Genomic DNA, 26,480 nt, shown 5'->3' on the forward strand with positions numbered 1-26,480 from the left:
GGCAAGAGGCGGGAGCAACCGTGGACGAGTCGCACACCGGCCGGCAGCCGACCGACCAGGACCGGCCGGCCGCCGCCTCGCCCACCTCCGCCGCCCTTCACCTGCGGTCGCCCGGCCATCCCCACCCCGACCAGCACCCCCACGCCGACCAGCACCCCCACCCGTACCTCCACCCCCTCCTGTCCGGTCCCGGCGCGCCCTTCGCCGTCGACGAGTACGGCGTCTACGCCTCCGGCCCCCGCACCCTCCGCGACTTCGTCGAGGCCACCTGGGCCTTCGGCGACCGGCCCTTCCTCGTAGCCGAGAACGGGGAGACGACGAGCTACCGCGCCTTCTTCGACGCCGCCTGCGGCCTCGCCCGTCGGCTCGTCGGCGAGTACGGGCTGCGCCCCGGCGACCGGGTCGTCGTCGCGATGCGCAACCACCCCGAGTGGCAGACCGCCTTCTGGGCCGCCCAGCTCGCCGGCCTCGTCGCCGTACCGCTCAACGCCTGGTGGACCGAGGAGGAGCTCGCATACGCGCTCGACGACTGCGCGCCCCGCGTGCTGCTCGTGGACGGCGAACGGGTGCCGCGCGTCGCCGCCTGGGCCTGCGCCCACGCCGTACCCGGCATCGTCTTCCACGGCGAGGGCGGGGAGCGGGTCGAGGGCTTCGAGGCGTACGTCCCCGACACCGACCCGCTCCTCGGGCCCCCGCCCGTCGACGTCCTGCCCGAACACGACGCCACGATCATCTACACCTCGGGCACCACCGGCCGCCCCAAGGGCGCCGTCGCAACCCACCTCGCGCAGGCGGGCGCGGCCATGAACCCCGGCTACTTCGCCGCCGCCTCCGCCCTCCGCCGCGGGGCGCGGCCGGGCGCCGGGCCCGTGCCGGTCTCGCTCAGCACGTACCCCTTCTTCCACGTCGCCGCCTTCACCTCCTTCTACTCGGTCATGGCGGCGGGCGGCACCCTCATCCTGATGCGCAAGTGGGACCCGGTGAAGGCCCTGGAGCTGATCCGGACCCACCGCGTCACCCACTACGCGGGCGTCCCCACCACCGCGCTCCAACTGCTCGACCTCGCCGAACGCACCGGCGACCCGCTGGAGTCGGTCACGATGTTCAACACCGGGGGAGCGGCGGCCCCGCCCGGGCTCGCCGCGCGGATCGCCGCCGCGTACGGGGAGCGGATCGAGCCGCGCAACGGCTACGGCCTCACCGAGACCTGCGGCGGTGTCCTCGCGAACTTCGGCGCCGAGTACCGCGCCCACCCTGGCAGCGTGGGCTGGCCCACGCCCGCCACCGAGGTACGGGTCGAGCGGCCGGACGCGGACGGCGTCGGCGAACTGTGGCTGCGCGGTCAGGCGCTCGTACGCGGCTACTGGCGCGACGAGGCCGCCACCCGGGAGGCGTTCACCGCGGACGGCTGGTTCCGTACGGGCGACCTGGCGCGGATCGGTGACGGCGGCCTGGTGACGATCGTCGACCGGCTCAAGGACATGGTGATCCGGGGCGGCGAGAACGTGTACTGCGTCGAGGTCGAGGGCGTGCTCCAGGACCACCCGGACGTCGTCGAGGCCGCCGTCCTCGGCGTCCCGCATCCCGTCCTCGGCGAGGAGGTCGCCGCCCTGGTCCGGCTCCGCACGCTCCCGCTGGCGGGCGGGACGGTCGGCGCCGAGGCCGGGGCGAGCGTGGGCGCGGCGGCCGGGACGATAGTTGGCGCTACGGCCGGGGCGACGGTCGGAGCGGCGGAGCTGCGGGCGTACGTGGGGACGCGGCTCGCCGCGTTCAAGGTGCCCGCGCATCTCGTCGTACGGGACACGGCACTGCCGCGCAACGCGGCCGGGAAGGTCCTCAAGCACGAGCTCAGGGACGTGGTCGCCGGTCAGCTCAGGGACGTGGTCGCCGGTCAGCCCGGGGACGTGGTCGGCGGTGAGCTCGGGGACGTGGCCGGGGTCAGCTCCGGGACGGCGTGAGTGGTCAGCTCCGGGGACGTGGACGGCAGTCGGCGGTCGGCGGTCGGCTCCAGGACCGAGCAGGGACCAAGCGGGGGCCGGGCGGGGCCCGAGCGGGCGGTCAGCTCCGGGACACGCGGATCCGGTAGGCACCCGTCGCCGGGTCCTCGTCGAGGACGGTGATCCGGATGCCGTTGGCCCGGTCGGTGAAGGACTCGCCGGGCGCGTACGGGGCGTCCGACAGCTCCGCCTGGACGTTGGGGCGCCGGGTGCAGCCGCCGCTCTCCTGGTCGCTGTCGGTCACGGTGATCGGGCCGTGCCCGGTGTCGACGTCCGTGTCGACGCGGTAGACGAGGACGCCGGGCTTGCAGACGGCCTCGTCGTTGCCCTCGCGGGTGCGGACCTCGACGGCGTAGCCGGAGGTGCCGGAGAACGGGACGAAGGCGAGCTTGGGGCCGCCGGTGACGGCCAGCGGGGTCAGCGTGTACTCGAAGTCGCCGGGCCGGGAGGCGCAGCCGACCTGGTCGTCGTCGAGCCAGCCGAGCTTCCACTTGTGCCAGCCGAGCAGGTCGTTGTTGGCCCCCCAGTCCTCGGACATGATGTCCCAGTGCCCGACCGTGCCGCCGCCGTCCGAGGTGTAGAGGTCGGGGAGTCCGAAGACATGACCGTTCTCGTGCGGCAGCACCCGGTAGCCGGTGTCGGCGTAGCTGCCCGAGCCGTCGTCCTGGCGGCTGTAGACGAAGGACGTGTTGGAGAGCGGGACGCCGTCCGCGTAGGGCGCGTCGTCGTTGCCGGAGAAGGTCACGGACAGGACGGTGTCGAGCGCGGAGGGGCCGGCGTTCGGCGTGACGAGGACGTTGACCAGGTCGTACGCGCTGAAGTCGACGCGCGCGTCGGCGGCTTTCACGATGTCCTCGACGAGCTTGCGGTAGCCCGGTTCGTACGGTGAGCCGCGCTCGACGCCGTACGAGGAGAAGGGGCGCGGCATCCGCAGCCAGTCGGGTATCGGGGTCTCGGGGCGGTACTGGAGGCGGCCGTACGAGCTGACGCGGAACCAGTCGGACGTCCGCGGGAAGAACTCGCGGAAGCGGCTCATGGCCGTGCCCTGCCCGGGGGTGTCCGGGAAGTCGACCATCAGGTTGAGCGCCCGGATCACGCCGGTGGAGCGGGCGTACCCAGGGGTGGTGGGGACTCCCTCCGACATCTGCACACCCATCGTCGTGGCGATCCGGCACGGCTTCAGCGGCGCCTTCCCGGCCCCGTTGGCCACGGGGCCCGCGGAGGCGGGGGCCGGGCCGGGGAGGGTCGTGCTGGCCGTTGCCAGCACGGCGATCGCGAGGACGGCCGCCGCGGCCAGGGCGATGGGTCTGCGTATCCGCCGGGGCGTCTCCTGCATGCGGTCGCCTCTCCGAGCTCCGTCAGCTCCGCCAGTTCTGTCAGTCAGCTCTCTCAGTCAGCTCCGTCAGTGCGATCAGCCTGTGGCGGGTGGTCGGGGCGCGCGCGTCGGGTGGGCCGACCGGGGGATGTGACGCAGGTCACAAGCGAGCGGGGAAATAACCGGGGATCCGTTCCCCGTTTATGCCTGTGTTCGACGAAGTGGGGACTCGATCCCCGGATCACTTGGGAGAGGTACGGCAGTGAGCATCAGCACCGCTGACACCGCTGACAGGGCTGACGCCGCTGACACGGCTGGCTCCGCTGACATGGCTGGCTCCGCCGGCACGGCTCGCTCAGCTGGCTCCGCTGGTTCCGCTGGCACGGCTCGCTCCGCTCGCACCGCTCGCTCCGCTGGCACGGCTGACACCGTTCGCGCCGCGGTCACCGGCGAGCGCGCCACGGCTGACGCCGACGCCGCGCCCGCGCGTCGCGTCCCCCGCCCCCGCGCGGACGCGCTGCGCAACCGCGAGCGGATCGTGACGGCGGCGCGCGAGATGTTCGTCGAGTTCGGCGCCCAGGTGCCGCTCGACGAGATAGCCCGCCGCGCCGGCGTCGGCAACGCCACGCTGTACCGCAACTTCCCCGAGCGCTCCGACCTCGTCCGCGAGGTCGTCGTCTCCTCCATGGCGCGGATAGCCGAGCGGGCCCGGGAGGCGGGGGAGGAGGAGAGCGACACCTTCGCCGCCCTCCGCCGCTTCACGCATGCCGCCGCCGACGAGCGGGTCGGCGCCCTGTGTCCGATGCTCGACGGCGCCTTCGACAAGGACCACCCGGACCTCGTGGCCGAGCGCACCCACCTGGAGGAGGCCGTGCAGGGCCTCGTCGACCGGGCGCAGGAGGCCGGCCGGCTCCGGGCCGACGTGGGCGTCGGTGACCTGATGGTGGCGGTCTCCCAGCTGACCCGGCCGCTGCCCGGCACGGCCTGTCTGAACATGGACCGGTTCGTCCATCGCCACCTGCAGGTGTTCCTGGACGGTCTGGAGGCGCCCGTGCGCTCCGAACTCCCCGGTGTCGCCGCGACCCTGGAGGACCTGAGGAACAGCTGCGCCGCCCGCGGGTGACAGCCGGCCGCCGACACCGGCCGCCCTCCGCCTCGTGACTCCCTGACTTCCCTTTCCCTTTCCCTCCCCTCAACTTCCTACCCTCCCTCGCCCTCCTTCCCCTGCCCTCTCCTCCCTCTCACTTAAGTCCTTTTTCACCGTTCTGCGCCAAGAGGTGGCTACCCCCATGTCAAAAATCGCCCAGACCCAGGCCGACCCGAGCCGCTGGAGAGCCCTGCTCTTCATCGCCCTCGCCCAGCTGATGGTCGTGCTCGACGCGACGATCGTGAACATCGCGCTGCCCTCCGCCCAGCACGACCTCGGGATATCCGACGGCAACCGGCAGTGGGTCATCACGGCCTACGCGCTAGCCTTCGGCGGTCTGCTGCTCTTCGGCGGCCGGGTCGCCGACCTGTGGGGCCGTAAGCGGACCTTCGTGGTCGGTCTGATCGGCTTCGCCGCGGCTTCCGCCCTCGGTGGCGCCGCGACCGGCGAGGCGATGATGCTCGGCGCCCGCGCGCTGCAGGGTGCGTTCGGCGCGCTGCTCGCGCCGTCGGCGCTGTCCCTGCTCGCGGTGATGTTCACCGACGCCAAGGAGCGCGCCAAGGCGTTCGGCATCTACGGTGCGATCGCCGGTGGCGGTGGCGCGGTGGGCCTGATCCTCGGTGGCTTCCTCACCGAGTACCTGAACTGGCGCTGGACGTTCTTCGTCAACATCCCGTTCGCGATCATCGCGGCGGCCGGTGCCTTCTTCGTGATCCGTGAGCCGGCCGGCGGCCGCAACCGCTCCGCGCTCGACCTGCCGGGCGTGGTCCTGTCCACCCTCGGTCTGGTGTCCCTGGTCTACGGCTTCACGCGCGCCGAGTCCGACGGCTGGACGGCCCCGGTGACCATCGGCCTGTTCGTCGCCTCGGTCCTGCTGCTCGCGACCTTCGCCCTCGTCGAGGCCCGGGTGAAGTCCCCGCTGCTGCCGCTGCGCGTCGTCACCGACCGCAACCGCGGCGGTGTGTACCTGTCCCTCGGTCTCGCCGTCATCGCGATGTTCGGCCTGTTCCTGTTCCTGACCTACTACCTCCAGGTCGTGAAGGGGTACTCGCCGGTCAAGACGGGCTTCGCGTTCCTGCCGATGATCGCGGGCATGATCACCGGTTCCACGCAGATCGGTACGCGGCTGATGACCCGGGTCCCGCCGCGCTGGCTGATGGGGCCGGGCTTCCTGACCGCCGCGGCCGGCATGCTGCTGCTCACGCAGCTGGAGGTCGGTTCGTCGTACGCCGGGCTGATCCTGCCGGCGCAGCTGCTGCTCGGCCTCGGCATGGGTACGGCGTTCATGCCGGCGATGTCCCTGGCGACGCTCGGCGTGGACCCGCGGGACGCCGGTGTGGCCTCCGCGATGGTCAACACCTCACAGCAGGTCGGCGGCGCCATCGGTACGGCCCTGCTGAACACCATCGCCGCCTCCGCCACCACCGCGTACATAGCGGACCACGTGGCCGGCGCGACCACCCCGTCGGCGCAGAAGCTGCTGCAGCTCCAGGGCATGGTCGAGGGCTACTCGGCCGCCATCTGGTGGGCGGTCGGCATCCTGGTCGTCTCCGCGACCATCGCGCTGACCTTCATCACCACCGGGAAGCCAGGCGGCGGTGTCGTGGCCGGCTCCGGTTCAGCCGTGGAGGACGAGGTGAAGATCCCGGTCATCGCGCACTGAGCCCCGGCTCCACCTCTCCACCTCTCCACCTCTTCCGGCATCCCTCTGCCCTGGTTCCGCTCGGCGTTCTCGCTCAGCGGAGCCAGGGCAGATCCGCGTTCGGGTCCGTGGGCTGGAGGCCTTCGGAGACCGTCCGCATGATCGCGCCGAGCTGCTCGACCTGCTCCGGGGTGAGCCGGTCGAAGAGCGCCTGCCGTACGGCGCCGACATGGCCGGGCGCGGTGCGGCGCAGCACCTCGTAGCCCTCGTCCGTCAGCGTGGCGAACTGGCCGCGCTTGTCGGAGGGGCACTCCTCGCGCGCGACCCAGCCGCTCTTCTCCAGCCGGGCGACGGCGTGCGAGAGCCGGGAGCGGGTGATCTTGGCGTCCTTGGCCAGCTCGGTCATGCGCATCCGGCGGCGCGGCGCCTGGGAGAGCTGGACGAGCAGCCCGTAGTAGATGTGGGGCATCCCGGCATCACGCTGCAACTGGCGGTCGAGATGGTCCTCCAGGAGGGTGGTGGCGTGGAGGTAGGCGCGCCAGGTGCGCTGCTCCTCGTCGCTGAGCCAGCGGGGTTCGGTCATGAAGCCATGGTACGACCAATCCTTGAAAGTTGAACTAGATCTGGTCTAAGCTGGGCGCGAGCTTGGAGCTTGAAACTTCAAGGAAGTGCGGGAGCTTCAAGGAAAGACACGCCAGAGTCGCGGTGAAGGAGGCGGACGCCATGGACGACGCCACGCTTGAACGAATGCCGGCCCTCTACCTGTCGCACGGCGCCCCGCCGCTCGCCGACGACCCGGTCTGGCCGGGCGAGCTCGCCGCCTGGTCCGCCGGCCTGCCCCGGCCCAAGGCGATCCTCATGGTCTCCGCGCACTGGGAGGAGGCCCCGCTGGCCCTCGGCGCGACAGAGACCGTGCCGCTCGTCTACGACTTCTGGGGCTTCCCCGAGCACTACTACCGGGTCCAGTACGCGGCACCCGGTGCGCCCGAGCTCGCCGAGTCCGTGCGCAAGCTGCTCCGCGCGCCCGGCACGCCCGTCCAGGACATCCCGGACCGCGGGCTCGACCACGGCGCGTACGTGCCGCTCGTCGAGATGTACCCCGGCGCCGACATCCCCGTCCTCCAGATCTCGATGCCCACCCTCGACCCGCGCCGCCTGATGGACATCGGCCGCAGGCTCGCCCCGCTGCGCGACGAGGGCGTGCTGATCGTCGGCAGCGGCTTCTTCACCCACAACCTGGCCGCCCTGCGGCACACCGGCGGCGGCGTGCCGGGCTGGTCGGCCGAGTTCGACGCGTGGGGGCACGAGGCGCTCGCCGCCCGTGACGTCGACGCCCTCCTCGACTTCGAGCGCAAGTCCCCGGCCGGCCGCCTCGCCCACCCGCGCACCGAGCACTTCGCCCCGCTCTTCGTCACGATGGGCGCGGCGGACGCGGCCGGCGACCTGGACGCGGAGCGCAGTGTGATCGACGGGTTCTGGATGGGACTGGCGAAGCGGTCGGTGCAGTTCGGGTAGGCCGGGGCCCGCAGGCCCGCAGGTCGGCGGGTCGGTGGGTCCGGAGGTCGCGCAGGTCGGAAGGTCGCGCGGGTCGGCAACCTGGCGGCTGCGGGGTGCGTCTTCAGGGGCGGAGCGGAGCCGAGGAAGCCGCCGCTCCGGTGTGAAGGGCGGGAACGGGCCACATGTGACGGCGGTCTCACGCGGACGCTCGCGGGCGGGCGTGCGGAGCTCGGCGAGGGGCTCCGGATCGCCGGCCGCGCACGGTCTGACCTGCGGGTCCGTGGGATCCCGGGTCCGGCGTCCCGCACCCTCGGAAGCCCGCGGGCGGCGCAGGATACTGCATGATCGCGAAAATCCATGTGCCGGGTGGGAATTCTGTCCTGATTCCAGTCGTTGTTTCCGTCGGATGCAGGGCACCCGAGAGGGTGTCGCGACCTACTCAGCAAGGGAGCACGCATGGCAACCCGTGCCGTCGCCCGTCGTCCGTCGTCCACCGCGAGCAGTTCCGCGGGCGGAGGCAGCCGGGCAGTTCGCGCCGTGGGCGGGGAGATCGCCGACCGCGACCTGGTCGGCATGTACCTGGACGAGATCGCGCGTACGCCCCTGCTCGACGCCGCCAAGGAGGTCGAGCTCTCCCAGACGATCGAGGCGGGTGTCTACGCCCAGCAGATCCTCGACGGCGAGGTGGAAAGCGAGGGCGGAGCCTCCCGTCTGGAGCTGGAGGCGCTGGTCGCCGAGGGCGAGCGGGCGAAGGACCTCTTCATCAAGTCCAACCTGCGGCTCGTCGTGGCCGTGGCCCGGCGCTACCCGCGCAGCGGGCTGCCCCTGCTCGACCTGATCCAGGAGGGGAACGCGGGCCTGGTGCGCGCGGTCGAGAAGTTCGACTACGCGAAGGGCTTCAAGTTCTCCACGTACGCCACGTGGTGGATCCGCCAGGCCATCACCCGCTCCATAGCCGACCAGTCCCGCACCATCCGGCTCCCCGTCCACCTGGTGGAGGAGCTCGGCCGGATCCGTCGCGTCCAGCGCGAGTTCAACCGCGAGCACGGCCGCGATCCCGAGCCCGCCGAGATCGCGGAGGAGCTCGGATCGACCCCCGAGCGGATCACGGACGTCATGGACTGGGCGCGCGACCCGGTCTCCCTCAACATGTCGGTCGACGACGAGGGCGAGACCCAGTTCGGCGACCTCCTGGAGGACACCTCCGCGATCTCGCCCGAGCAGTCCGTCCTCACCCTGCTGCGCAGCGAGGAGCTCGACGACCTCATCGACAAGCTCGACCACCGCACCGCCTCCATCATCCGCATGCGTTACGGCATCGAGGACGGCCGCGAGCGCACGCTGACGGAGGTCGGCAAGGAGCACGGCCTCACGCGCGAGCGCATCCGCCAGATCGAGAAGCACGCGCTGCTCGAACTGAAGAAGATGGCGCGCGACACCGGCTTCGACGCGGTGGCGTAAGGCAGGCCGCACCGGCCGTTACGACCAGGGCGTGCGGGCCCCGGGGGCGGGGCCCGCAGGGCCCGTCGGGCCTGTCCGGCGAATTACGGCCGGATATCACGGCCGGAGGTCACGGCCGGGCAGGGAGCCCTAGCCGCGTGTCGCCGCGCCCAGGCGCGCGCCCAGCTCCGCCGCGTACGCGAGCAGCGGCTCCGGGCCGTGGATGGTGAACGGCGCGTCGACCATGGCGAAGCGCACCGCGAGCCACTCGGTCGAGTCGGTCGTACGGGTCCGCAGCCGGCAGCTGTCCGGACCGGTGGCCGTCGGGGCCAGGTGCGCGGGCAGCCGCGCCGCCACGAACTCGGCCGGGGCGTCGAAGGTGACGTCGAGGTCCACCTCGGGCTGGGCGCGGGACATGGACCGGGTCATGTACGCGGCCGCGTCGCCGGCCGGCAGCTCGCGCGGCGAGAAGCGCGCACCCGTCGGGAAGGGGTCGCTGACCCGGTCGACGCGGAAGGTGCGCCAGTCCTCGCGCCCCAGGTCGTAGGCGACGAGGTACCAGCGCCGCCCCGTCGACACCAGCCGGTACGGCTCCACGAGCCGCTTCGTCTCCGCGCCGTCGCCCGCCCGGTAGCCGAACCGCAGCCGCTCCTGCCCGGTCACCGCCCCGGCGAGCGCGGTCAGGGTCTGCGGCGTGACGGTGGCGCCGTCGCCGCGCGTGAGTGGGATCGTCGCGTTCTGGAGGGTGGAGACCCGGTGCCGTAGCCGTGACGGCAGCACCTGCTCCAGCTTCGCCAGGGCCCGTACGGACGCCTCCTCGACGCCCTCGATGGCGTGCCCGGCGCCGGCCCGCAGTCCGACCGCGATGGCCACGGCCTCCTCGTCGTCGAGGAGGAGCGGCGGCATCGCCGTACCGGCGACGAGGCGGTAGCCGCCCACCGCGCCCTTGGTCGCCTCGACCGGATAGCCCAGCTCGCGCAGCCGGTCGACGTCCCGCCGGATCGTGCGCGGCGAGACCGAGAGCCGTTCGGCGAGCTCGCGCCCGGGCCACTCGCGCGGGGTCTGGAGCAGCGACAGCAGATTCAGGAGTCGTGCCGGGGTGTCCGTCATGTTTACCAGGATGTGGCCCAACTAGGACATGAGCTGTCCTATATGGCTTCTACTTTTCTCGTATGAGTTCACACGACGCCGTCCCCTCCGCTCCGGTCGCGGCCCCGGAAGCCGCGGACGCGGCCGACGCCGCTGACAGAAGGCGCTGGATAGCCCTCGCCATCGTCATGACCGCCGCCTTCATGGACCTGGTCGACGCCACGATCGTCAACATCGCGATCCCCAGCATCGAGCGGGACCTCAGCGCCTCCTTCGGCGCGATCCAGTGGATCACCGCCGGCTACGCGCTCGCGTTCGCAGCCGGTCTGATCACCGGCGGGCGGCTCGGTGACATCTACGGCCGCAAGCGCCTCTTCCTCACCGGCACGGCCGGCTTCACCCTCGCCTCCGCGCTCTGCGGCGTCGCAGCGAACCAGGAGATGCTGGTCGGCTCCCGCCTCCTCCAGGGTGCGGCGGCGGCGCTGATGGTGCCGCAGGTCCTGTCGATCGTGCACGTCACCTTCCCGGCGCACGAGCGCGGCAAGGTCTTCGGCATGTTCGGCGCGATCATCGGCCTGGGCGCGGTCTCCGGTCCGCTGCTCGGCGCGCTGCTCACCCAGTGGAACATCGCGGGCCTGGAGTGGCGCCCGATCTTCCTCATCAACCTGCCGGTCGGCGTCGCCGCCATCATCCTGGGCCGCCGCTTCATCACCGAGTCCAAGGCCCCGAAGGCGCTCCGACTCGACCTGGTCGGCGTGCTCCTGGTGACCGTCGCGCTGCTGATGCTGATCTACCCGCTGACCCGTGGCCGCGAGCTGGGCTGGCCGCTCTGGGGCCACCTGATGATGGCCGGCAGCCTCGTCGTGTTCGCCGCCCTCGTCGCGTACGAGAGGTACAAGGCGCGCAAGGACGGCTCGCCGCTCGTCGAGCTGTCGCTGTTCAAGGTGAAGTCCTTCGCGGCCGGCATCGCCGTCCAGCTGACCTTCGGCGTCGTTATGGGCATCTTCTTCCTGGTCTGGACGCTCTACATGCAGATCGGGCTCGGCTGGACCCCGCTGAAGGCCGGTCTGACGGGCGTGCCGTTCTCCATCGCGGTGTCCACGGCGGCGGGTCTGTCGGTGCAGCAGCTGGTGCCGCGCTTCGGCCGCAAGGTGCTCCAGGCGGGCGCCGTGACGATGGTGGCCGGCATCCTGCTCTACTTCTTCGTGGCCGGCCGCTACGGCGCGGACATCCACCCCTGGCAGATGATCCCGCCGCTGGTCGTGACGGGCCTGGGCATGGGCCTCATCGTTGCCCCGCTGACGGACGCGGTGCTCTCGGAGGTGCCGCGCGAGCACGCCGGCTCGGCCTCGGGCCTGATCAACACGACCGGACAGATGGGCAACGCGCTCGGCCTGGGCCTGGTGTCGGTGGTCTTCTTCGGCACGATCGACGAGAAGCACCTGGCCATGGCCCCGGCGGAGACGAGCGCCGCCTTCACCCACGCGTTCCAGAACTCGCTCGGCTGGGCGGCGGCCGTGCTCGCCGGCATCTTCCTGGTGATGTTCGCGCTCCCGGCCAAGTCGAAGCAGCACCTGGAGGGCGGCGGCGAGGAGGAGTCGGTGGAGGACGGCACGACCACGGTCGAGAAGGAGCCCGCGCTGGCGAGCTGATCCGCCGTCGCCCGGAGAACGGGAACGGAGTACGTGAGTGCGGCGAAGGGCCCTGGGGATGCGACTCTCCAGGGCCCTTTCCGTGTGCCCGCACGCCCGTCCTTCCGTACCCCCCTCATACGGGTGGCAGCGCGCGGAGGACGGGCCGAGAGGTGGCGGGCCGGGGGGTGGGGGAGGGGCGGTGCGGCCACCGGTTCACCGGTGACCGCACCGCCCTTCGGCCGTGCGCGGACCGTCAGGAGCGCTTCGGCTTCGGGTTCTCCTTAGGGTTCGCCTTCGGCTTCTTCGGCAGGTGGTTCGGATCGGCACCGCTCAGACCGAACCGCCGCTTCAGGTCACCCGGCGAGGGACTGGTGAGCGGCGTCCAGACCTCGTCGCACGCCAGCGTGTCCGTGTTCGGATTGACGGTGCACACCGTCTCGTACACCTTCCCCGTCGTGGTCAGCACCTGGATCGAGGTGCCGTTGGCGTGGTCTCCGACCGAGACGGAACAGGCGTTCGTCGGGTAGCTGCCCTTCGGGTCGCCGTCGGTCAGGTCGTACCAGGTGAACTCGCCCACGCTGGGGTGGATCTTCCGGATGCCGGCGTAGGTGATCCCGTCGCTGATGACGCCCTTGACCTCGTCGCTGCTGTTGGGCACGTAGGCGTCCACGTCATTGCAGGGCCCGGTGGGCCCGGTGGGCCCGGTCGGTCCGGTGGGTCCGGTCGGTCCGGTCGGTCCGGTGGGTCCGGTCGGTCCGGTCGGTCCGGTGGGCCCGGTGGGTCCGGTGGGGCCAGTGGGGCCCGTAGGTCCAGTGGGGCCGGTGGGACCCGTGTCGCCCGTGGCTCCGGTGGCTCCGGTGGCTCCGGTCGGTCCAGTGGGGCCGGTCGGTCCGGTGGGGCCAGTGGGGCCTGTGTCGCCGGTGGCTCCGGTCGGTCCGGTCGGTCCGGTGGGGCCGGTCGGCCCCGTCGGGCCGGTGGGGCCCGTGGCTCCGGTGGCTCCAGTGGGGCCGGTCGGTCCGGTCGGTCCAGTGGGTCCGGTCGGTCCCGTCGGTCCAGTGGGTCCGGTGTTACCCGTCGCCCCCGTCGCCCCGGTCGCGCCCGTGGCTCCTGTGGCTCCCGTCGCACCGGTCGGCCCCGTCGGACCGGTCGGCCCGGTCGGACCCGTGGGGCCGGTGTTCCCCTTCGGCCCTGTCGGTCCCGTGGGCCCCGTCGGGCCCGTCGGTCCTGTCGGTCCTGTCGGGCCCGTCTTGCAGTGGTCGTGGCCGCCCGACGGCGCGCGCAGGCCGCGCAGGCCCGGCTGGTCGCGCAGGCCGCGCAGGCCGCGCAAGTCGCGGAGGTCGCTCAGGTCACGGACGTGCGGGCCGCCCGCGGCCCATGGGCCGATCTTCTCGTCGAGGAACTGCTGCAGGCCGCCGGGCTGCGGCCCCTGCTCCCACGGTGGCGGCCCCTGCTCCCACGGCGGCGGGCCCTCCTCCTCGCCCTGCTCCCACGGCGGCGGCCCCTGGTCGTCGCCGTGCGGTGGCTGGCCATGGTCGTCGTCGTGCGGTGGCTGGCCATGGTCGTCGTCGTGCGGTGGCTTGCCATGGCCGTCGCCGTGCGGCGGCCGGTCCTTGCACTCGTCGCCGCCGCCCGCCATGGGGCCGCTCGCCGCGACGCCCGCCCGGTCGTCGACCACCGGGTCGTCCCAGGCCGCAGCCGCCGTGGGCGTGAAGCCGGTGAGGACCAGCGCGACCGAGGCGAGCCCGCCACCGCTCAACCAGGCGCGCCGCCGCGGCAGCGGCCCGAGCCGAGACCTGGACCTGGGTCGAGTCCTTGGATCAGGACGCATGCATGCTCCTTCCACCGCCGGCCGTTCACACGCCGGCGCGAGTGATGAGTGGTGATGCGAGTGATGTCCCGGAAGTGGATATGACCTTCCTTTCGGATCATCGGATAACAGATGTGAAGCCTTGAAGGTCCCCGCTCCACTCTCAGCGCCATGGCGTATCGGCTCTAACCGAACGGATGCGTACGCGACGGCGAACTCGCCGCGCCCGGGCGGCGTGCCGCCGCCGTGCCCGGCACGGCCGTGCATAGCCTCGGCCCCCGACCGATCCACCGGAAGTGGGGTTGCCGTGCGGCCGTCCATCTGCTTGTGCATGATCGTCAAGAACGAGGCCGCGGTCATCGAGCGGTGCCTCGCCTCCGTCCGGCACCTCGTCGACACCTGGGTCGTCTCCGACACCGGGTCCACGGACGGCACCCAGGACCTCGTCCGCGCCGCCCTCGCCGGCATCCCGGGCGAGCTGCGCGAGGAGCCGTGGGTGGACTTCGGCCACAACCGGAGCCGGAACATCGCCCGGGCCCGCGGCCGGGCCGACTACCTGCTCCTGCTCGATGCCGACCATGTGCTGCGCCAGGACGGCCCGCTGACCGCGCTGACCGCCGACGCGTACCTGCTACGACACCGGGGCGCGCTGGAGTACCGGATCAAACGCCTGGTCAGGGGCGACCTGCCGTGGCGGTACGAGGGCGTCACGCACGAGTACCTGACCGCGGACCGCGACCACGTCCAGCGGAACCTCGACGCCCTCGTCATCGAGGACCACGCCGACGGGGGCTCGCGCCACGACAAGTTCGAGCGCGACGCCCGGCTCCTGAGCGCCGACCTCGCACGCGACCCGGACAACTCCCGTACGGTCTTCTACCTCGCCCAGACCCTGCGCGACATGGGCGGCCGCGGGCTGGAGGCGGCCGCCCTCTACGAGCGGCGCGCGGCCATGGGCGGCTGGGGCGAGGAGGTCTACTACGCCCTGCTCCAGGCGGGGATCCTCGCCGCCGAGTCCGGCGACTGGCCGACCGCGCAGGACACCCTCGTACGGGCCTGGGAGTCCCGCCCGCAGCGCCTCGAAGCCTGCTACGAGCTGGCCTCACGGCTGCGGAAGGCGAGCCGTCACCACACCGCCCACGCGATCGTCTCGGCTGTCCTCGACCGGCCGCAGCCCTCCGACGACGTGCTGTTCCTACAGCCGTGGGTGTACCGGTGGGGGCTGCTCTTCGAGTACTCGATCACCGCCTACTGGGTCGGCGACCACGCGGCCTCGCTCGCCGCCTGCGACCGGCTCCTCGCCATGCCGGACCTGCCCGAGGTCTACCGCGAACAGACCCGGGCCAACCGGGAGTTCGCCGCGGCGAAGCTCGGCGCGCCCCCGGCTCCCGGCGCCCGGGCTCCCGGCGCGCCTTCTCCCGGCGCGCCTTCTCCCGGCGCGCCTTCTCCCGGCGTCCCGGCCGCTGCCGCCGCTGCCGCCGGATCCGTCTCCGTCCGCGCCTGAGGAGCTGTCCATGGGAACCCCCGCCCCGGTAAGCGACCGCGCCGCCGAACCGGTCCGGCCCGCGACGTCCCGCTCCGACACCGCGGGTCCCACCACCGTGGGTCCCGGCGCCGGAGTCCTCCGCCGGCTGCTGACCGGCGTGTGGCTGTGGCCTGCCGTCCTCGCACTCGCCCTCGGGCTGTACGGGGCGGGGGCGCCGCAGTTGTGGGAGGACGAGCTCAACAGCTGGGACATGGCGACCCGCTCGACGGGCCGGCTGCTCGACACGATCGGGCACGTCGACGCCGTCCTCGGCGCGTACTACCTCCTCCTGCACGGCTGGACCGGCCTCTTCGGCGACTCCGATCTCGCCCTGCGGATGCCCTCGGTGCTCGCGGCCGCCGGGGCGGCGGTCTGCACGGCGCTGACCGGGGAGCGGCTCTTCGGGCGGCGGGCCGGCCGGGTCGCGGGCCTGCTGTTCGCCCTCGTCCCGGTGGTCTCCCGCTACGCCCAGGAGGCCCGGCCGTACGCCCTCGTCGTCCTCGCGGTCGCCCTCGCCACGCTGCTCCTGCTGCGTGCCCTGGACCGGCCGGACCGCCGACGCCGCTGGGGTGCGTACGCCCTGGCCGTGACGGCGGTCGGGCTACTGCACCTGGTGGCGCTGACCGCCCTGGCCGGCCACGCCGTGGCGGTCGCCACGCGGGCAGGCCCCAGGGGTCGCGCCGTCGCCGTACGCTTCGGGCTCGCCGTCCTCGCCGGCGGCACGGCGACCGCCCCGCTCCTGGTCCTCGGTCGCTCCCAGGCCGGCCGCCAGATCTCCTGGATCCCCCGCCCCGACCTCTGGTCCCTCACCGCCTTCTGGCCCGAGCTCTTCGGCTCGGCCCTCGTGGCAGGCGCCCTCATGGCCCTGGCCGTGGCGGCGTGGGGCCGCCGGCCGGAGCGGGAGGAGGAGAGGGACCCGGACGCCCCCGCCCGGTCGGACGCCTCCGGCCGGAGCCTGTTGGTCGCGGTGGCGGTGTCCGCTCTCGCGCCGCCGCTGGTCGTGTGGGCGGTGTCGCACGGAGAGGTGTCGTACTTCCACTTCCGCTATCTGCTGTTCACGCTGCCCGCCTGGGCGGTCCTGGCGGGTGCGGGGCTGCGGCACGTGCGGCCGCGGGCCGTCGTCGGGGTGCTGCTCGCCGTCCTCGCGCTGCTCACGCTGCCCGAGCAGCGGGCGCTGCGCGAGCCGTACGCGCACTTCTGGCACGGCGTCGACTTCCAGGGCGCCGCCGCGACCATCGCGACGTACCACCGCCCCGGGGACGCGGTCGTCTACGACCGGGGCGACGACACCTGGCGGCTGCTCGACGCGGGCGTGCGTCACTACCTGCCCCGCGAACTGCGCCCGCGGGACGTCTTCCTGGCCCGCTCGGCCGCCGACCGGGCGGACCTGTGGCCCGCGGAGTGCCCCGACCCGGAGCGCTGTCTGCGCGCCGAGCCGCGCATCTGGCTCGTCGTCCCGGCGGGCAAAGCGGACCCGCTGGACGCCCTCCCGGCCGCCCAGGCCCGCGCCCTGCGCGCCCGCTACAGGGCGACCGGTACCGAGCGCCTCACGGGAGTGACGGTCGCGCTGCTGGTCCGCAGGGCCGCCTCGTAACGGGCGCCGGCGTCAGCGGACCCGCGAGCGGGACTCCATCGCCTCGCGCGCGACGCGCTCGTCCTCGTACACCTCGCACATGTGACGGCCGTCCGGCGTCGCCGTGTGCTCGACCTCCCACAGGCTCAGCTCGCTGCCGTCGAGCAGCAGGAACTGGTGCTCGTAGAGGGTGAAGCCGGCGTCCCGGCCCCCCGCCACGGGGCACTGGCGCCCGAAAGCCTGCGTGATGTGGTGTGCGAACGCCAGCCGCAGCCGGCGCGCGGTCGCCTCGCCCGGCCGGTCCGCGTTCTCCGCGCGGCGCAGCACCCGGCGGGCGTGGTCCGCCGAGTTGTCCGGCACGTACATCCGGGGCTGGGCCGGTATGGGGTGGGCCAGGAGCGCGCTCAGCAGCTCCAGGTCGTCGTCCTCGCCGGTGACCGCGCCGTCGGCGCGCTCCACGCTCCAGCCGAGCGAGGGCCCGGCCGGCAGCCGGGACGCCGCGAGCCGGGCGTCGGCCTCCGCCGCGTACAGCTCGTGCTGCTCGGTGCCGTCCCGGCCGGAGTTGTGCACCAGCTCCCACAGGCTGAGCGCCGTGCCGTCGGGGAGCAGATAGGTGTGGCGGTACGTGGTGCGGTGCAGTGACGCGCTGTGGTGCGAGGAGTACAGCGCGCTGGAGTGGGCGAGGGCCGACTCCAGACGCTCGATCATGGAGTCGGGCAGGTCGAAGGAGTTGAGCGCCCGGCCGAGGAGTCGCTCAAGATGGGTCTCGGTCGTCTCGTACGGATCGTGAGAATGATCCTGCGGATCGTTCAAGGGGGTCTCCAGGCCGTCGCCGCATGTCACTTGGTGCTTGCTAAACGTAGTCCCTGGGTCTGACATCGTGTCCGGCGTTCGGGAAAACGAACGGGGCGCACAATGAGTTTCCGCGCCCCCCGCGCGTTTTCTTCAACTTCCCTTGGTATACCGGCAGTCGGCGGGCCGGGCTAGTCGCCCGTGCGGCCGGTGCCGCGCGTGCCGGCTCGGTCCGTGCCGGCTTGCTCCGTGCCGGCTCGGTCCGTGCCGTACGCGTCCGCCTGCGCGTCGCCGTAGAGCTCCCGGTACGCCGGGAAGTCCCCGCCCGGCCCCGAGATGCCGGCAGACGGCGTGAGCACCGCCCGCACGATGGCCCGTGTGACGGCGTCCGCGCCCGCCGCGAGGATCGCGTTGAGCGCCAGCGGCCCCGGCGCGGAGGGCAGTTCGCGCGCCCCCGTCGCGAGGGCGAACACCGTGTCGCCGTCGTTGAGCAGATGCACCGGACGGACGGCGCGCGCGATGCCGTCGTGCGCCGTCCCCGCGAACTTCTGCGCCTGCGCGCGGGTCAGCGCCGCGTCCGTCGCCACCACCGCCAGTGTCGTGTTCATCGGCGGCGGCGCGAGCCTGGCCCGGGCCTCCGCGAGGCGGCGCCGCGCCGCCTCGTGCACGGCAGGATCGGGGTGGGCGGGGCGTCCCACCGACGTACGGGTGCCGGAGGAGAAGTAGGCACCGTACGGAACGCCCGTCTCCGGATCGATCGCCGCGCCCACCGCGTTCACGACCACCAGCGCGCCGACCGTGATCCCCGACTCCAGGACGGTGCTCGCCGTCCCCACCCCGCCCTTGAGCCCGCCGACCACCGCCCCCGTGCCCGCGCCCACCGCGCCCGTCACCACGGGCTCGTGCGCCGCCGTCGCGGCCGCCGCCTCCACCGCGGCGCGGCCCGTCGAGGCGTCCGGCCTGGCACCGAAGTCACCGCCCCGGCCCAGGTCGAAGACGCAGGCGGCCGGCACGACCGGCACCACGTGCGCCGGATCCGGCCCGACCCGCACCCCGCGCCGCTGCTCCTCCAGCCAGGCCATCACCCCGCCGGCCGCGTCGAGCCCGTACGCGCTGCCGCCGGTCAGGACCACGGCGTCGATCCGCTCCACCAGGTTGCGCGGGTCGAGCGCGTCCGTCTCCCGCGTGCCGGGTCCCCCGCCCCGTACGTCCACGGCGGCCGTCATCCCGCCCTCAGGCGCGAGGACCACCGTCGTACCGGACAGCGCCCCGGCGCCCGGTACGCGCGCGTGGCCGACCCGCAGGCCGGCCACGTCCGTCAGTGCGTCGAGAGAGGCTTTCAGCTCCGTCATGTCACCTGCGTAGCACGGATGTCAGCGCTTGGGACCCAGGTACGTGCCGCCCGAGGCGTCGATCACGGTGCCGGTGATCCAGCGGCCCTCCGACGAGGCCAGGAACGCCACCGGGTCCGCGATGTCCTCCGGCTGCCCGACCCACGGCAGCGCCTGCCCGCCGATCAGCATCTCCTCCAGCTGCGGCATCGCGGCGAGCGCGGCCGTGAGCGCGGCGGTCTGCGTCGGGCCCGGAGCGACCGTGTTGACGGTGATCCGGCGGGCGCCGACGACGTTCGCGAGGGTGCGGGTGAAGGTCTCCATCGCGCCCTTCGACATGGCGTAGGCCAGCTCGTCGGCGAGGGCGATCCGAGTGACACCGGAACCGATGTTGACGATGCTGCCGCCGTCCCGCAGCAGCGGCAGCAACTGCTGCACCAGGAAGAACGGGGCCCGGACGTTGACCGCGAACAGGCGGTCGAACCGGTCGACCGTCTCCTCCTGCAGGCGCCCGCCGGACGAGGTGACGGCCGCGTTGTTGACGAGCACGTCGAGGCCGGCCCGCTCGGCGTCCGGGGTGTGGGCGTCGAGCCCGGCCCGCACGCCCTCGACGAGCGCGAGCACCCCTTCGTACGACCCGAGGTCGGCCCCGACCGAGAACGCGCGGCCGCCCTTCGCGGCGATCAGGTCCACGGTCTCCTGCGCGGCGGCCGCGTCGGACCCGTAGTGCACGGCGACGAGCAGCCCGTCCTGCGCGAGGCGGAGGGCGATGGCCCGCCCGATGCCACGGGAGGCGCCGGTGACGAGGGCGGTGCGGGTGTGGGAGGTGGTGGCGTTCTGCATGGTGACGGCTCTCCCTTGAGGGTTCCTTGAAGGGGCGTGGTGTCGGGCGTTCGCCGCGACAGGGAGAGAGTCGCCGGGACCGCTGACGGGACGCGCACGGGACGCTGACGCCCGCTGACGGCCGGCTGGCGCCCGCTTACGGCCGCTGATGGCCGCTGACAGGAGCCTGCGGCGGGCGTCAGCGGAGCTCCGGCAGCCCCGCCCGCCGGGCCACCTCCGCCGCCTGGGCCCGGTCGGCCGCAGCCGCCCCGGCCTCGCCCGCCGCCTCGTGGACGGCGGCCCGCCGGCACAGCAGGTCCACGATGTCCTCGGCGACCCCCAGCGACTCGAAGAGCGCCAGGGCCTCGGCGAACAGCGGCAGCGGGTCCGGGGACAGCGCGCCGAGTCCTTCGAGCGCGGTGGCCGTGCCCCAGCGCTCGCCGAGAGCCCGGAAGCCCGCCAGGGCCTCGGTCAGCGCGGCCCGTGCCGCCTGCCGGTCGCCCTGTTCGAGCGCCAGATGCCCCTGGCCCGCGAACCCGAGCGCCCGCGTCCAGGCATCGTCCGGCAGCGGAAGGCGGACCTCGGCCCCGCTCTCCGGCCCGGCCGCCGTGGCCCAGAGGAAGGCGGTGAAGGGCTGACGGAGGGGTTCCGTACGGGAGGTGAGCAGGGCGCGGGCACGGGCGAGGCGCTCCGGGTTGGGGCACTTCGGTTTGGGGCGCTCCGGGTCGGGGCACTTCGGTTTGGGGCGCTCCGGGTCGGGGCCCTCCGCTCCGGCACCGGCCGCGAGGACGCACAGCACGTACTCCTCGTCGTACCCGGCCGTCTCGGAGTTGAGGCCGGCGTGCTCGGCCGCGTCGAGGATTTCCGCCGCGAGGCCCGCGACCTGGCCGCGCAGGCCGCGCAGCCACCAGTACGGGGTGAGCGCGGCCACCAGGCGGAGCGCGTCCGCCGGGGCGTGCGCCGTCGCGCGGCGCAGCGCGACACGGAGGTTGGGGTCCTCGGCGTCGAGGCGGGCGAGCCAGTCGAGCTGGGCGGGGCCGCGCAGGTGGGGGTCGGCGGCGCGGGCGAGGGCCAGGTAGTGGGCGGTGTGAGCGGCGGGCGCGGGGTCATCGGCGGGGAGCCGCCCTGCGGCGTAGGCCCGTACGGTCTCCAGCATCCGGTAGCGGACCGCGCCGGTGTCGAAGTCGCCCGCCTCCACCAGCGACTTCTCGGCGAGCGAGGCCAGGACGTCCTCCGCGTCCGCCTGCTCCACCCCGCACACCCGGGCCACGGCCTCGGCCGTGGCGCCGCCCCGGAACACCGAGAAGCGCGCCGCCAGTTCCCGTTCCTCCGCGTTCAGGAGCTCCCAGCTCCACTCGACGACGGCGGCCAGCGTCCGGTGCCGCTCGGGCGCGGTCCGGTCACCCCGCGAGAGCAACCGGAAGCGACCCCCGGGCCCTTCGTCGATCCGCTTGTCGGGCCGCTCGCCGACATGCCGGCCGATTCGCCCGCCGGGCTGTTCGTCGGAGTGCGGGCCGATTCGCCCATCGGGCGCGGGCTGCTCGTCGGAGGGCCGGCCGATTCGCCCGCCGGGCCCTTCGTCGGCATGCCGGCCGAGGTGTTCGCCGAGCCGGTCGGCGATCTGGTCGACGGTGAGGCTGCGCAGACGGGCCGCTGCCAGCTCCAGGGCCAGCGGGAGGCCGTCCAGGGCCGCGCAGATCTCCGGCACCCGCGCGTGCCCGGCGAAACCGGGCCGGGCCGCCGCCCCGCGCCGTACGAAGAGCTCCTCCGCCGCGTCCGGCGCGAGCGCGCCGAGCGGCAGCAGCGACTCGCCCGTGATGCCGAGCGCCTCCCGGCTGGTGGCGAGGACGCGCAGTCCGGGGCAGCCGGCCAGCAACTCCCGTATCAGCCCGGCGGCCTCCACCACCACGTGCTCGCAGTTGTCGATGACGAGCAGCGGCGACCGGTCCGCGAGCGCGCGCACGAGCCCGTGCGGGCTGGCGTCCCGTACCCCAACGGCGCGCGCGAACGCCCCCACCACCTCGCCGGATCCGACAGCCGCCAGATCCACGAACACGGCCTCGTCGTCTCCTTGGACGTTTCCGTTTCCGTCGCCGTTGACGGCTTCGAGGGCGAGCCGGGTCTTGCCGGCGCCGCCGGGGCCGACCACGGTCGACAGGCGCGCGGCGCTCAAGAGGGCGCGCAACTGATCCCGTTCGCGCTCCCGGCCGACGAGGTCGGTGAGCGGGGCGGGCAGCCGGGAGGGCGGCAGGGCTGCTGGTACCGGACGGCCCGCCCCTGACCCCTCGCCCCGCAGCACGGCCAGATGCGCCGCCGTCAGCTCCTCCGCCGGATCCGCGCCCAGCTCCTCGGCGAGCGCCCCGCGCACCTCCTCGTACACGGCAAGCGCCTCCGCCTGCCGTCCCGCGCTCGCGAGCGCCCGCATCTGCAGCGCGCGCAGCCGCTCGCGCAGCGGATGCGCCGCCACGGCCTGCGCCAGCTCCCGTACGAGCGGGGCGGGGTCTCCGCCCGCGGCGAGCAGCGCGGCGGCCCACTCCTCCAGGGCGTCGAGCCGCAGCGCGTCGAGCCGGGTCGCCTGCCCTTCGGCGTACGGAGCCTCCCGTACGTCCGCGAGCGCGGCCCCCTGCCACAGCGCGAGCGCCTCGCGCAGCAGCCCCTCCGCCCGTACGGGATCCCCGGCCGCGCCGGCCCGGGCGCCCTCCCGGGCCAGCCGCTCGAACCGGAGGGCGTCCACGTCGTCGGCGTCGGCCCCGGTCAGGCGGTAACCGGCGGGGGAGTGCTCCACCCCGACGCCGTCCGGGAGCGTCCGGCGCAGGCGCGAGACCTGCGACTGGAGGGCGTTGGCGGCGCCGGCCGGGGGCTCGTCGCCGTACAGCCCGTCGAGGAGGCGTTCGGCGGTGACCGTCCGGCCCGCGTCGAGCAGGAGCAGTGCGAGCAGGGCCCGGGCGCGGGGGCCGCCGGCGGCGGGGACTCCGGACACGGTGAGCGGGCCGAGAAGCCGGAAGATCATGCGACGCATTGTGGCTCAGAGATCTGACGGTCGGGTCGGACGGTCGGTCCGGCGGTCGGTCGGACGGCCGGTCCGGGGGGCGGTCGAACAGCCGGTCCGGCGGTCGGTCGGTCCGGGGGTCGGTCGGACGGCCGGTCCGGCGGTACGTCCAAGGGTGGGTCGGGGGGTCGGTCCGGCGGCCTGTCCGGCGGTACGTCCAACCGTGGCTGGGGCGGTCGGCCCGACGGTCAGGAGGTGGAGCGGGCGGCCGGGTTGGTGGCCGGGTTGGTGGCTGTGAGGGTCACTCCGACGGCCACGGTCGCGGCGGCGACGAGACCGGCGGCCAGTACCGCCCAGTGCCCGGCGAACGAGCACATCAGAATGGCGAGGGACGAGACCGGAAGCACGAGCTGCTGGGCGATGCCGACCTTGAAGTAGCGGGCGTGCAGGAACCACACGCAGAGCAGGAAGACCGCCGTCGGGATGGTCACGGCGGAGGACGCGGCCAGGGTGGAGATGTGCGCCTTGCCTACGGCCTGCTCGACCGCGATCTCGATGCCGGCGCCGATCGCGGCGGCGGAGGTGAAGATCAGGTAGTGGCCGTAACCCCACAGGAAGCCCTCCCGGTTCGAGGCGAGCCGGTCGTGGGCGGGCACGACGAAGTAGATCCACCAGGCGGCGAAGACGATCAACAGGCCGCCGGCGGCGATCGGCAGTACCTCGGTCAGGGCGTCGTTCTCCGTCACGCCCGACTTCACGGCGACGGTCGCCGCCGCGATCGTCTCGCCGAGCACGATGATCGTGAACAGGCCGTACCGCTCGGCGATGTGGTGCGGGTGCCACGAGGTGGTCACGTCCTTCTCCGCGTACATCGGCACGGCCATCTCCGCGATCGCCATCACCAGGAACACCCACGGCCGCGCGTCCTCCGGTGCGAGGAGGAGCGCCGTCCAGCCGATCTGGCAGGCGAGGACCCCGGTGGCGTAACGGCGGCACATCGCCCGCTCGGCGGCGTCGGTGGCGTGGTGCGCGGCACGCAGCCACTGCGAGGAGAGCGCGAGCCGCATGACGACGTAGCCGATGTAGACGATCAGGAAGTCGTGGTCCTCGAACGCCCGCGAGACCCCGGCGGCCAGGACAAGCACGCCCGCGATCTGGACGAGCGTGACCACGCGGTAGAGCACGTCGTCGTTGTCGTACGCCGAGGCGAACCAGGTGAAGTTCATCCAGGCCCACCAGATCGCCCAGAACACCATCGCGTAGTTCAGGATTCCGGACCCGGCATGCCCCTCCGCGACGGCATGCACGAGCTCGGCCCCGGCCTGCGCGACGGCCACGACGAAACAGAGGTCGAAGAACAGCTCGAGCGGCGTGGAGGCCCGGTGCGCCTCGTCGCGTGCGCGGGCGGTGAGGGGAAGAAAGGGTTGCGTCATGCCCCCAGAACAGCAGACGCGGGGGCGACAGAGCGGGAGGCCACGGCGCTCCGCCTTCCGTGCGGAGACTCACTCGCCCCTGCGGCAAAACGGGCGTAAGGGCGTAGATCAACTTATGGCGACCGCGTGATCGAGCCACAGCAGCCCCCCGCCGAGCCTCCGCCCACACCGGCCGAGCCCCCGGCCCGAAGGACCGCTGACCATCGGCGGCCTCCCGACCATCGGCGGGCCTCTCGACCACCGGAGGCCTCCTGGCCACCGAAGGGTCCCGGGATGCGGAGCGGCCGCTGACCCCGGAGGCTCCTGGGGCGCCGCCAGGCCGTTGATCGCGATCCCGCAGATCAGCCGGGTGCGGGGCAGTGATCCCGGCGTACCCTGAGTACATGAGCACCGCCCCCGCCCACGGACCGCGAACAGCGAAGCGGACCGGCTCCGTACCCGAATCGCAACCCAGGCCGGCACTGATCTTCGACGATCCGCTGGACCAGCAGTCCGCGGACGACACGGACCGCGGGTGGGGCGAGCGGCCTCCGGCCGGCGGCGACAGCGCCGCCGACCTCGCGCGCTTCCTCGACGAGAAGCCGCCGCACCACCTCTGACGCCGACGCGAGCCGTCGGTCAGGAGGTGGAGTGCGCCCCGGCGCCGCCACTGGCCTGGGAGCCCACGCCCGTGTTGTTCAGGGACGGACCGCGCTGGGCGACCAGGTGGTCGCGGATCTCCTTGAGCACCTCCAGCTCGCTGACCTCCAGGGTTTCCTGGACGCCTTCCTTCGCCTTCTCCTGCGCGGCGCGCTTGGCGAGGATCTTCGCCATGGGCAGGACCATCAGGAAGTAGACGACCGCCGCCGTGATCAGGAAGCTGAGAACGGCGCTGAGGACCAGACCCCACTGGATCTGGATGCCCTGCATCTCGCCGTTGACCACCTTGCACGGGGACTTGAGGCAGGACGCGTAGCCCTCCAGGTCCTTCGTGCCGAAGGCACCCACGATCGGGTTGATGATGCCCTTGACCACCGAGTTCACGATGTTGGTGAACGCGGCACCGATGACGACGGCCACCGCCAGATCGATCACGTTGCCGCGCATCAGAAAGGCTTTGAAGCCTCCCAGCAAGCTTTCCTTCTTCTCGGCCACGAGGGTGCCTTTCGTCGCGTGTGCTGCTGTGTGCGGAGCCATTACGCCGTGATCGGCGCAGAGGCGTCCAATCCGTACACACGGGACGGTTACTTGACAGGCCGTCAGTGCGAATCAGCACAGCGTCACCGCCAGTTGGGACGTGATGCCCGCCCCGGCGAGCGCCGTCGCCGTCGGTCGAGGCACGGACAGGACGATCAACGCCCCGCCGTCCGCACGGGGCTCACCCGGCTGCGGCACCTCGGCCACTCGGGCGCCCGAGGCCACCACGCGGGCCTCGCCGCCGGCGCCCATCGGCGCGTTGGGCGCGGCGATCACGTCCACCCGGTCGCCGGGCCTGAGCAGCCGGACGGTCGCCGCGTCGGCGATCCGCACCGGGGCGGACACCAGCGGCACGCCGGCCGGCCGGTGCGACGCGTGCGCGGGAGGCGGAGGGGGCTGCGGGGTCAGGTCCTCGGCGCCGGCCGCTCCGGTCGCCGCGAGCGCGGCGGCCGTCATCGCGAGGACCGCGGCGGGCGCCCGCCGCTTGCGGCGCAAGGCCCGGCTCAGCCGTAGCCGCGCGCCGCGCACGCGCAGCGGGTCGAACTGCGGCACCCCGCACGGCGCGGGCACCGAGGTGCGGGTGTGGGGGAAGCAGGAGTCTGTGGTCATCGCGCAACCGCCTGTCGTGACGTGCGGTTCGCCGGACCGTCCGGCGAACCGCGCTCACCGTCCCGCAGCCGGGGCGATCGTGCTCGGGCCTGTGGACAACTGGGCAGTTGTGGACAACTTCCTCACTCCGTCGAGCGATTGCCGCGGCGGGGCGGGCCGGGGACGCTGGAGTCAGTCCGGTTCCCGCAGGCGGCCGACCCCCCGGCCCGCGGGATCAGGCAGTCCGAGCGGGTGCGTCCCGCGTACGAAACGCCGAATGCCCCGCCGCGCGAGGCGGCAGGGCATCGGGTGGATCTACGGGCCTGCGGGTCCTGTGGAGAGGAGGTCAGGCCGCCGGGGTGTTCGACGAGGCCGCTGGCTTCGAGTCCGAGGAGGACGACGAAGACGTCGACGTGGCCGACGAGGAGGTGGACGACGAGGTCGTGGAGGACTTCGACGACGCGGGCGAGCTGCTGGACGACGAGCCGCGGCTGTCGTTCCGGTAGAAGCCGGAACCCTTGAACACGATGCCAACCGCGGAGAACACCTTCTTCAGGCGTCCCTTGCAGTTCGGGCACTCGGTCAGGGCGTCATCCGTGAACTTCTGCACCGCCTCGAGGCCCTCGCCGCACTCGGTGCACTGGTACTGGTAGGTCGGCACTTGTCTTCCTCCTGGCACTCAC

Annotated in this window: 22 protein-coding genes; 10 read left to right on the forward strand and 12 right to left on the reverse strand. The window is 73.2% G+C overall.

Annotation, left to right across the window (positions count from 1 at the left end; genetic code table 11):
* The first annotated feature begins 179 nt into the window (after positions 1–179).
* On the forward strand, positions 180–1,958 hold the full coding sequence (locus ACIRSU_RS33505) for a class I adenylate-forming enzyme family protein (protein WP_403800594.1): 1,779 nt from the start codon (positions 180–182) through the stop codon (positions 1,956–1,958).
* A 100-nt stretch (positions 1,959–2,058) separates the two neighbouring features.
* Here ACIRSU_RS33505 and ACIRSU_RS33510 read toward each other — a convergent pair whose 3' ends face one another.
* Positions 2,059–3,333, reverse strand: a complete 1,275-nt coding sequence (locus ACIRSU_RS33510; RefSeq protein ID WP_403800413.1) for a M6 family metalloprotease domain-containing protein — start codon at positions 3,331–3,333, stop codon at positions 2,059–2,061.
* A gap of 496 nt (positions 3,334–3,829) precedes the next feature.
* On the opposite strand from ACIRSU_RS33510, the gene ACIRSU_RS33515 reads away from it, so the two are divergent.
* Both ACIRSU_RS33515 and ACIRSU_RS33520 read left to right on the forward strand, forming a co-directional pair.
* Positions 3,830–4,435: a TetR/AcrR family transcriptional regulator gene (locus tag ACIRSU_RS33515; protein ID WP_403800597.1), complete on the forward strand. Its 606-nt coding sequence runs from the start codon at positions 3,830–3,832 to the stop codon at positions 4,433–4,435.
* A gap of 166 nt (positions 4,436–4,601) precedes the next feature.
* Complete coding sequence (locus ACIRSU_RS33520) at positions 4,602–6,122, forward strand: MFS transporter (protein ID WP_403800416.1); 1,521 nt, start codon at positions 4,602–4,604, stop codon at positions 6,120–6,122.
* A gap of 73 nt (positions 6,123–6,195) precedes the next feature.
* Here the strand turns inward: ACIRSU_RS33520 and ACIRSU_RS33525 are convergent, their stop codons facing one another.
* Complete coding sequence (locus tag ACIRSU_RS33525; RefSeq protein WP_403800419.1) at positions 6,196–6,684, reverse strand: MarR family winged helix-turn-helix transcriptional regulator; 489 nt, start codon at positions 6,682–6,684, stop codon at positions 6,196–6,198.
* Positions 6,685–6,824: 140 nt separating this feature from the next.
* Here ACIRSU_RS33525 and ACIRSU_RS33530 point away from each other — a divergent pair, with 140 nt between their 5' ends.
* Together ACIRSU_RS33530 and ACIRSU_RS33535 are read left to right on the forward strand one after the other, a co-directional pair.
* Positions 6,825–7,616 carry a dioxygenase gene (locus ACIRSU_RS33530; RefSeq protein ID WP_403800422.1) on the forward strand — a complete coding sequence of 264 codons (792 nt, stop codon included), beginning with the start codon at positions 6,825–6,827 and terminating at the stop codon, positions 7,614–7,616.
* Between the two features lie 438 nt (positions 7,617–8,054).
* The gene (locus ACIRSU_RS33535) at positions 8,055–9,059 is read left to right on the forward strand and encodes an RNA polymerase sigma factor RpoD/SigA (RefSeq protein ID WP_403800424.1); all 1,005 of its coding nucleotides are present in this window, start codon (positions 8,055–8,057) and stop codon (positions 9,057–9,059) included.
* 129 nt (positions 9,060–9,188) lie between these two features.
* Here ACIRSU_RS33535 and ACIRSU_RS33540 read toward each other — a convergent pair whose 3' ends face one another.
* A complete protein-coding gene (locus ACIRSU_RS33540) occupies positions 9,189–10,148 on the reverse strand; it encodes a helix-turn-helix transcriptional regulator (protein WP_403800426.1) in 960 nt (319 codons plus the stop codon).
* Between the two features lie 62 nt (positions 10,149–10,210).
* Between ACIRSU_RS33540 and ACIRSU_RS33545 the strand changes: the two genes are divergently transcribed.
* Complete coding sequence (locus ACIRSU_RS33545; protein WP_403800429.1) at positions 10,211–11,779, forward strand: MFS transporter; 1,569 nt, start codon at positions 10,211–10,213, stop codon at positions 11,777–11,779.
* Between the two features lie 235 nt (positions 11,780–12,014).
* Here ACIRSU_RS33545 and ACIRSU_RS33550 read toward each other — a convergent pair whose 3' ends face one another.
* On the reverse strand, positions 12,015–12,419 hold the full coding sequence (locus ACIRSU_RS33550; protein ID WP_403800431.1) for a hypothetical protein: 405 nt from the start codon (positions 12,417–12,419) through the stop codon (positions 12,015–12,017).
* 600 nt (positions 12,420–13,019) lie between these two features.
* On the opposite strand from ACIRSU_RS33550, the gene ACIRSU_RS33555 reads away from it, so the two are divergent.
* The 3 genes from ACIRSU_RS33555 (at position 13,020) to ACIRSU_RS33565 (ending at position 16,687) form a co-directional block, all read left to right on the forward strand.
* Complete coding sequence (locus ACIRSU_RS33555) at positions 13,020–13,634, forward strand: hypothetical protein (protein WP_403800434.1); 615 nt, start codon at positions 13,020–13,022, stop codon at positions 13,632–13,634.
* 265 nt (positions 13,635–13,899) lie between these two features.
* Positions 13,900–15,072, forward strand: coding sequence for a glycosyltransferase (locus ACIRSU_RS33560; protein ID WP_403800437.1), 1,173 nt, complete (start codon positions 13,900–13,902; stop codon positions 15,070–15,072).
* Positions 15,073–15,082: 10 nt separating this feature from the next.
* Positions 15,083–16,687, forward strand: a complete 1,605-nt coding sequence (locus ACIRSU_RS33565) for a glycosyltransferase family 39 protein (RefSeq protein ID WP_403800439.1) — start codon at positions 15,083–15,085, stop codon at positions 16,685–16,687.
* Between the two features lie 12 nt (positions 16,688–16,699).
* On the opposite strand, the gene ACIRSU_RS33570 is transcribed toward ACIRSU_RS33565, so the two are convergent.
* The 5 genes from ACIRSU_RS33570 to ACIRSU_RS33590 all read right to left on the reverse strand — a co-directional run bounded on the left by ACIRSU_RS33570 (position 16,700) and on the right by ACIRSU_RS33590 (position 24,033).
* The gene (locus ACIRSU_RS33570) at positions 16,700–17,479 is read right to left on the reverse strand and encodes a DUF6227 family protein (protein WP_403800442.1); all 780 of its coding nucleotides are present in this window, start codon (positions 17,477–17,479) and stop codon (positions 16,700–16,702) included.
* Between the two features lie 170 nt (positions 17,480–17,649).
* A complete protein-coding gene (locus tag ACIRSU_RS33575) occupies positions 17,650–18,810 on the reverse strand; it encodes a P1 family peptidase (RefSeq protein WP_403800445.1) in 1,161 nt (386 codons plus the stop codon).
* 21 nt (positions 18,811–18,831) lie between these two features.
* Positions 18,832–19,632 (reverse strand): SDR family oxidoreductase, encoded by an 801-nt coding sequence (locus tag ACIRSU_RS33580; protein WP_403800448.1) that lies wholly within the window; start codon positions 19,630–19,632, stop codon positions 18,832–18,834.
* A gap of 178 nt (positions 19,633–19,810) precedes the next feature.
* On the reverse strand, positions 19,811–22,621 hold the full coding sequence (locus ACIRSU_RS33585; RefSeq protein WP_403800451.1) for a BTAD domain-containing putative transcriptional regulator: 2,811 nt from the start codon (positions 22,619–22,621) through the stop codon (positions 19,811–19,813).
* Positions 22,622–22,848: 227 nt separating this feature from the next.
* A complete protein-coding gene (locus ACIRSU_RS33590) occupies positions 22,849–24,033 on the reverse strand; it encodes a low temperature requirement protein A (RefSeq protein ID WP_403800453.1) in 1,185 nt (394 codons plus the stop codon).
* 383 nt (positions 24,034–24,416) lie between these two features.
* On the opposite strand from ACIRSU_RS33590, the gene ACIRSU_RS33595 reads away from it, so the two are divergent.
* Positions 24,417–24,632: a hypothetical protein gene (locus ACIRSU_RS33595; RefSeq protein WP_403800455.1), complete on the forward strand. Its 216-nt coding sequence runs from the start codon at positions 24,417–24,419 to the stop codon at positions 24,630–24,632.
* 19 nt (positions 24,633–24,651) lie between these two features.
* Here ACIRSU_RS33595 and mscL read toward each other — a convergent pair whose 3' ends face one another.
* The 3 genes from mscL to ACIRSU_RS33610 all read right to left on the reverse strand — a co-directional run bounded on the left by mscL (position 24,652) and on the right by ACIRSU_RS33610 (position 26,458).
* The gene (gene mscL / locus ACIRSU_RS33600) at positions 24,652–25,167 is read right to left on the reverse strand and encodes a large conductance mechanosensitive channel protein MscL (RefSeq protein ID WP_403800457.1); all 516 of its coding nucleotides are present in this window, start codon (positions 25,165–25,167) and stop codon (positions 24,652–24,654) included.
* Positions 25,168–25,281: 114 nt separating this feature from the next.
* Positions 25,282–25,818, reverse strand: coding sequence for a hypothetical protein (locus tag ACIRSU_RS33605; RefSeq protein WP_403800460.1), 537 nt, complete (start codon positions 25,816–25,818; stop codon positions 25,282–25,284).
* Positions 25,819–26,143: 325 nt separating this feature from the next.
* Complete coding sequence (locus tag ACIRSU_RS33610) at positions 26,144–26,458, reverse strand: FmdB family zinc ribbon protein (RefSeq protein ID WP_403800463.1); 315 nt, start codon at positions 26,456–26,458, stop codon at positions 26,144–26,146.
* Positions 26,459–26,480: the final 22 nt, after the last annotated feature.

Source organism: Streptomyces sp. NPDC101160 (assembly GCF_044768205.1).
Lineage (GTDB): Bacteria > Actinomycetota > Actinomycetes > Streptomycetales > Streptomycetaceae > Streptomyces.

What these genes read in the sequence shown, in the direction of transcription:
- ACIRSU_RS33585 (WP_403800451.1), bottom strand. Translation starts at nt 22,621, where the DNA reads ATGATCTTCCGGCTTCTCGGCCCGCTCACCGTGTCCGGAGTCCCCGCC.
- ACIRSU_RS33535 (WP_403800424.1), top strand. Translation starts at nt 8,055, where the DNA reads ATGGCAACCCGTGCCGTCGCCCGTCGTCCGTCGTCCACCGCGAGCAGT.
- ACIRSU_RS33530 (WP_403800422.1), top strand. Translation starts at nt 6,825, where the DNA reads ATGGACGACGCCACGCTTGAACGAATGCCGGCCCTCTACCTGTCGCAC.
- ACIRSU_RS33595 (WP_403800455.1), top strand. Translation starts at nt 24,417, where the DNA reads ATGAGCACCGCCCCCGCCCACGGACCGCGAACAGCGAAGCGGACCGGC.
- ACIRSU_RS33545 (WP_403800429.1), top strand. Translation starts at nt 10,211, where the DNA reads ATGAGTTCACACGACGCCGTCCCCTCCGCTCCGGTCGCGGCCCCGGAA.
- ACIRSU_RS33510 (WP_403800413.1), bottom strand. Translation starts at nt 3,333, where the DNA reads ATGCAGGAGACGCCCCGGCGGATACGCAGACCCATCGCCCTGGCCGCG.
- ACIRSU_RS33525 (WP_403800419.1), bottom strand. Translation starts at nt 6,684, where the DNA reads ATGACCGAACCCCGCTGGCTCAGCGACGAGGAGCAGCGCACCTGGCGC.
- ACIRSU_RS33580 (WP_403800448.1), bottom strand. Translation starts at nt 19,632, where the DNA reads ATGCAGAACGCCACCACCTCCCACACCCGCACCGCCCTCGTCACCGGC.
- ACIRSU_RS33605 (WP_403800460.1), bottom strand. Translation starts at nt 25,818, where the DNA reads ATGACCACAGACTCCTGCTTCCCCCACACCCGCACCTCGGTGCCCGCG.
- ACIRSU_RS33565 (WP_403800439.1), top strand. Translation starts at nt 15,083, where the DNA reads ATGGGAACCCCCGCCCCGGTAAGCGACCGCGCCGCCGAACCGGTCCGG.
- ACIRSU_RS33560 (WP_403800437.1), top strand. Translation starts at nt 13,900, where the DNA reads ATGATCGTCAAGAACGAGGCCGCGGTCATCGAGCGGTGCCTCGCCTCC.
- ACIRSU_RS33575 (WP_403800445.1), bottom strand. Translation starts at nt 18,810, where the DNA reads ATGACGGAGCTGAAAGCCTCTCTCGACGCACTGACGGACGTGGCCGGC.
- ACIRSU_RS33590 (WP_403800453.1), bottom strand. Translation starts at nt 24,033, where the DNA reads ATGACGCAACCCTTTCTTCCCCTCACCGCCCGCGCACGCGACGAGGCG.
- ACIRSU_RS33520 (WP_403800416.1), top strand. Translation starts at nt 4,602, where the DNA reads ATGTCAAAAATCGCCCAGACCCAGGCCGACCCGAGCCGCTGGAGAGCC.
- ACIRSU_RS33540 (WP_403800426.1), bottom strand. Translation starts at nt 10,148, where the DNA reads ATGACGGACACCCCGGCACGACTCCTGAATCTGCTGTCGCTGCTCCAG.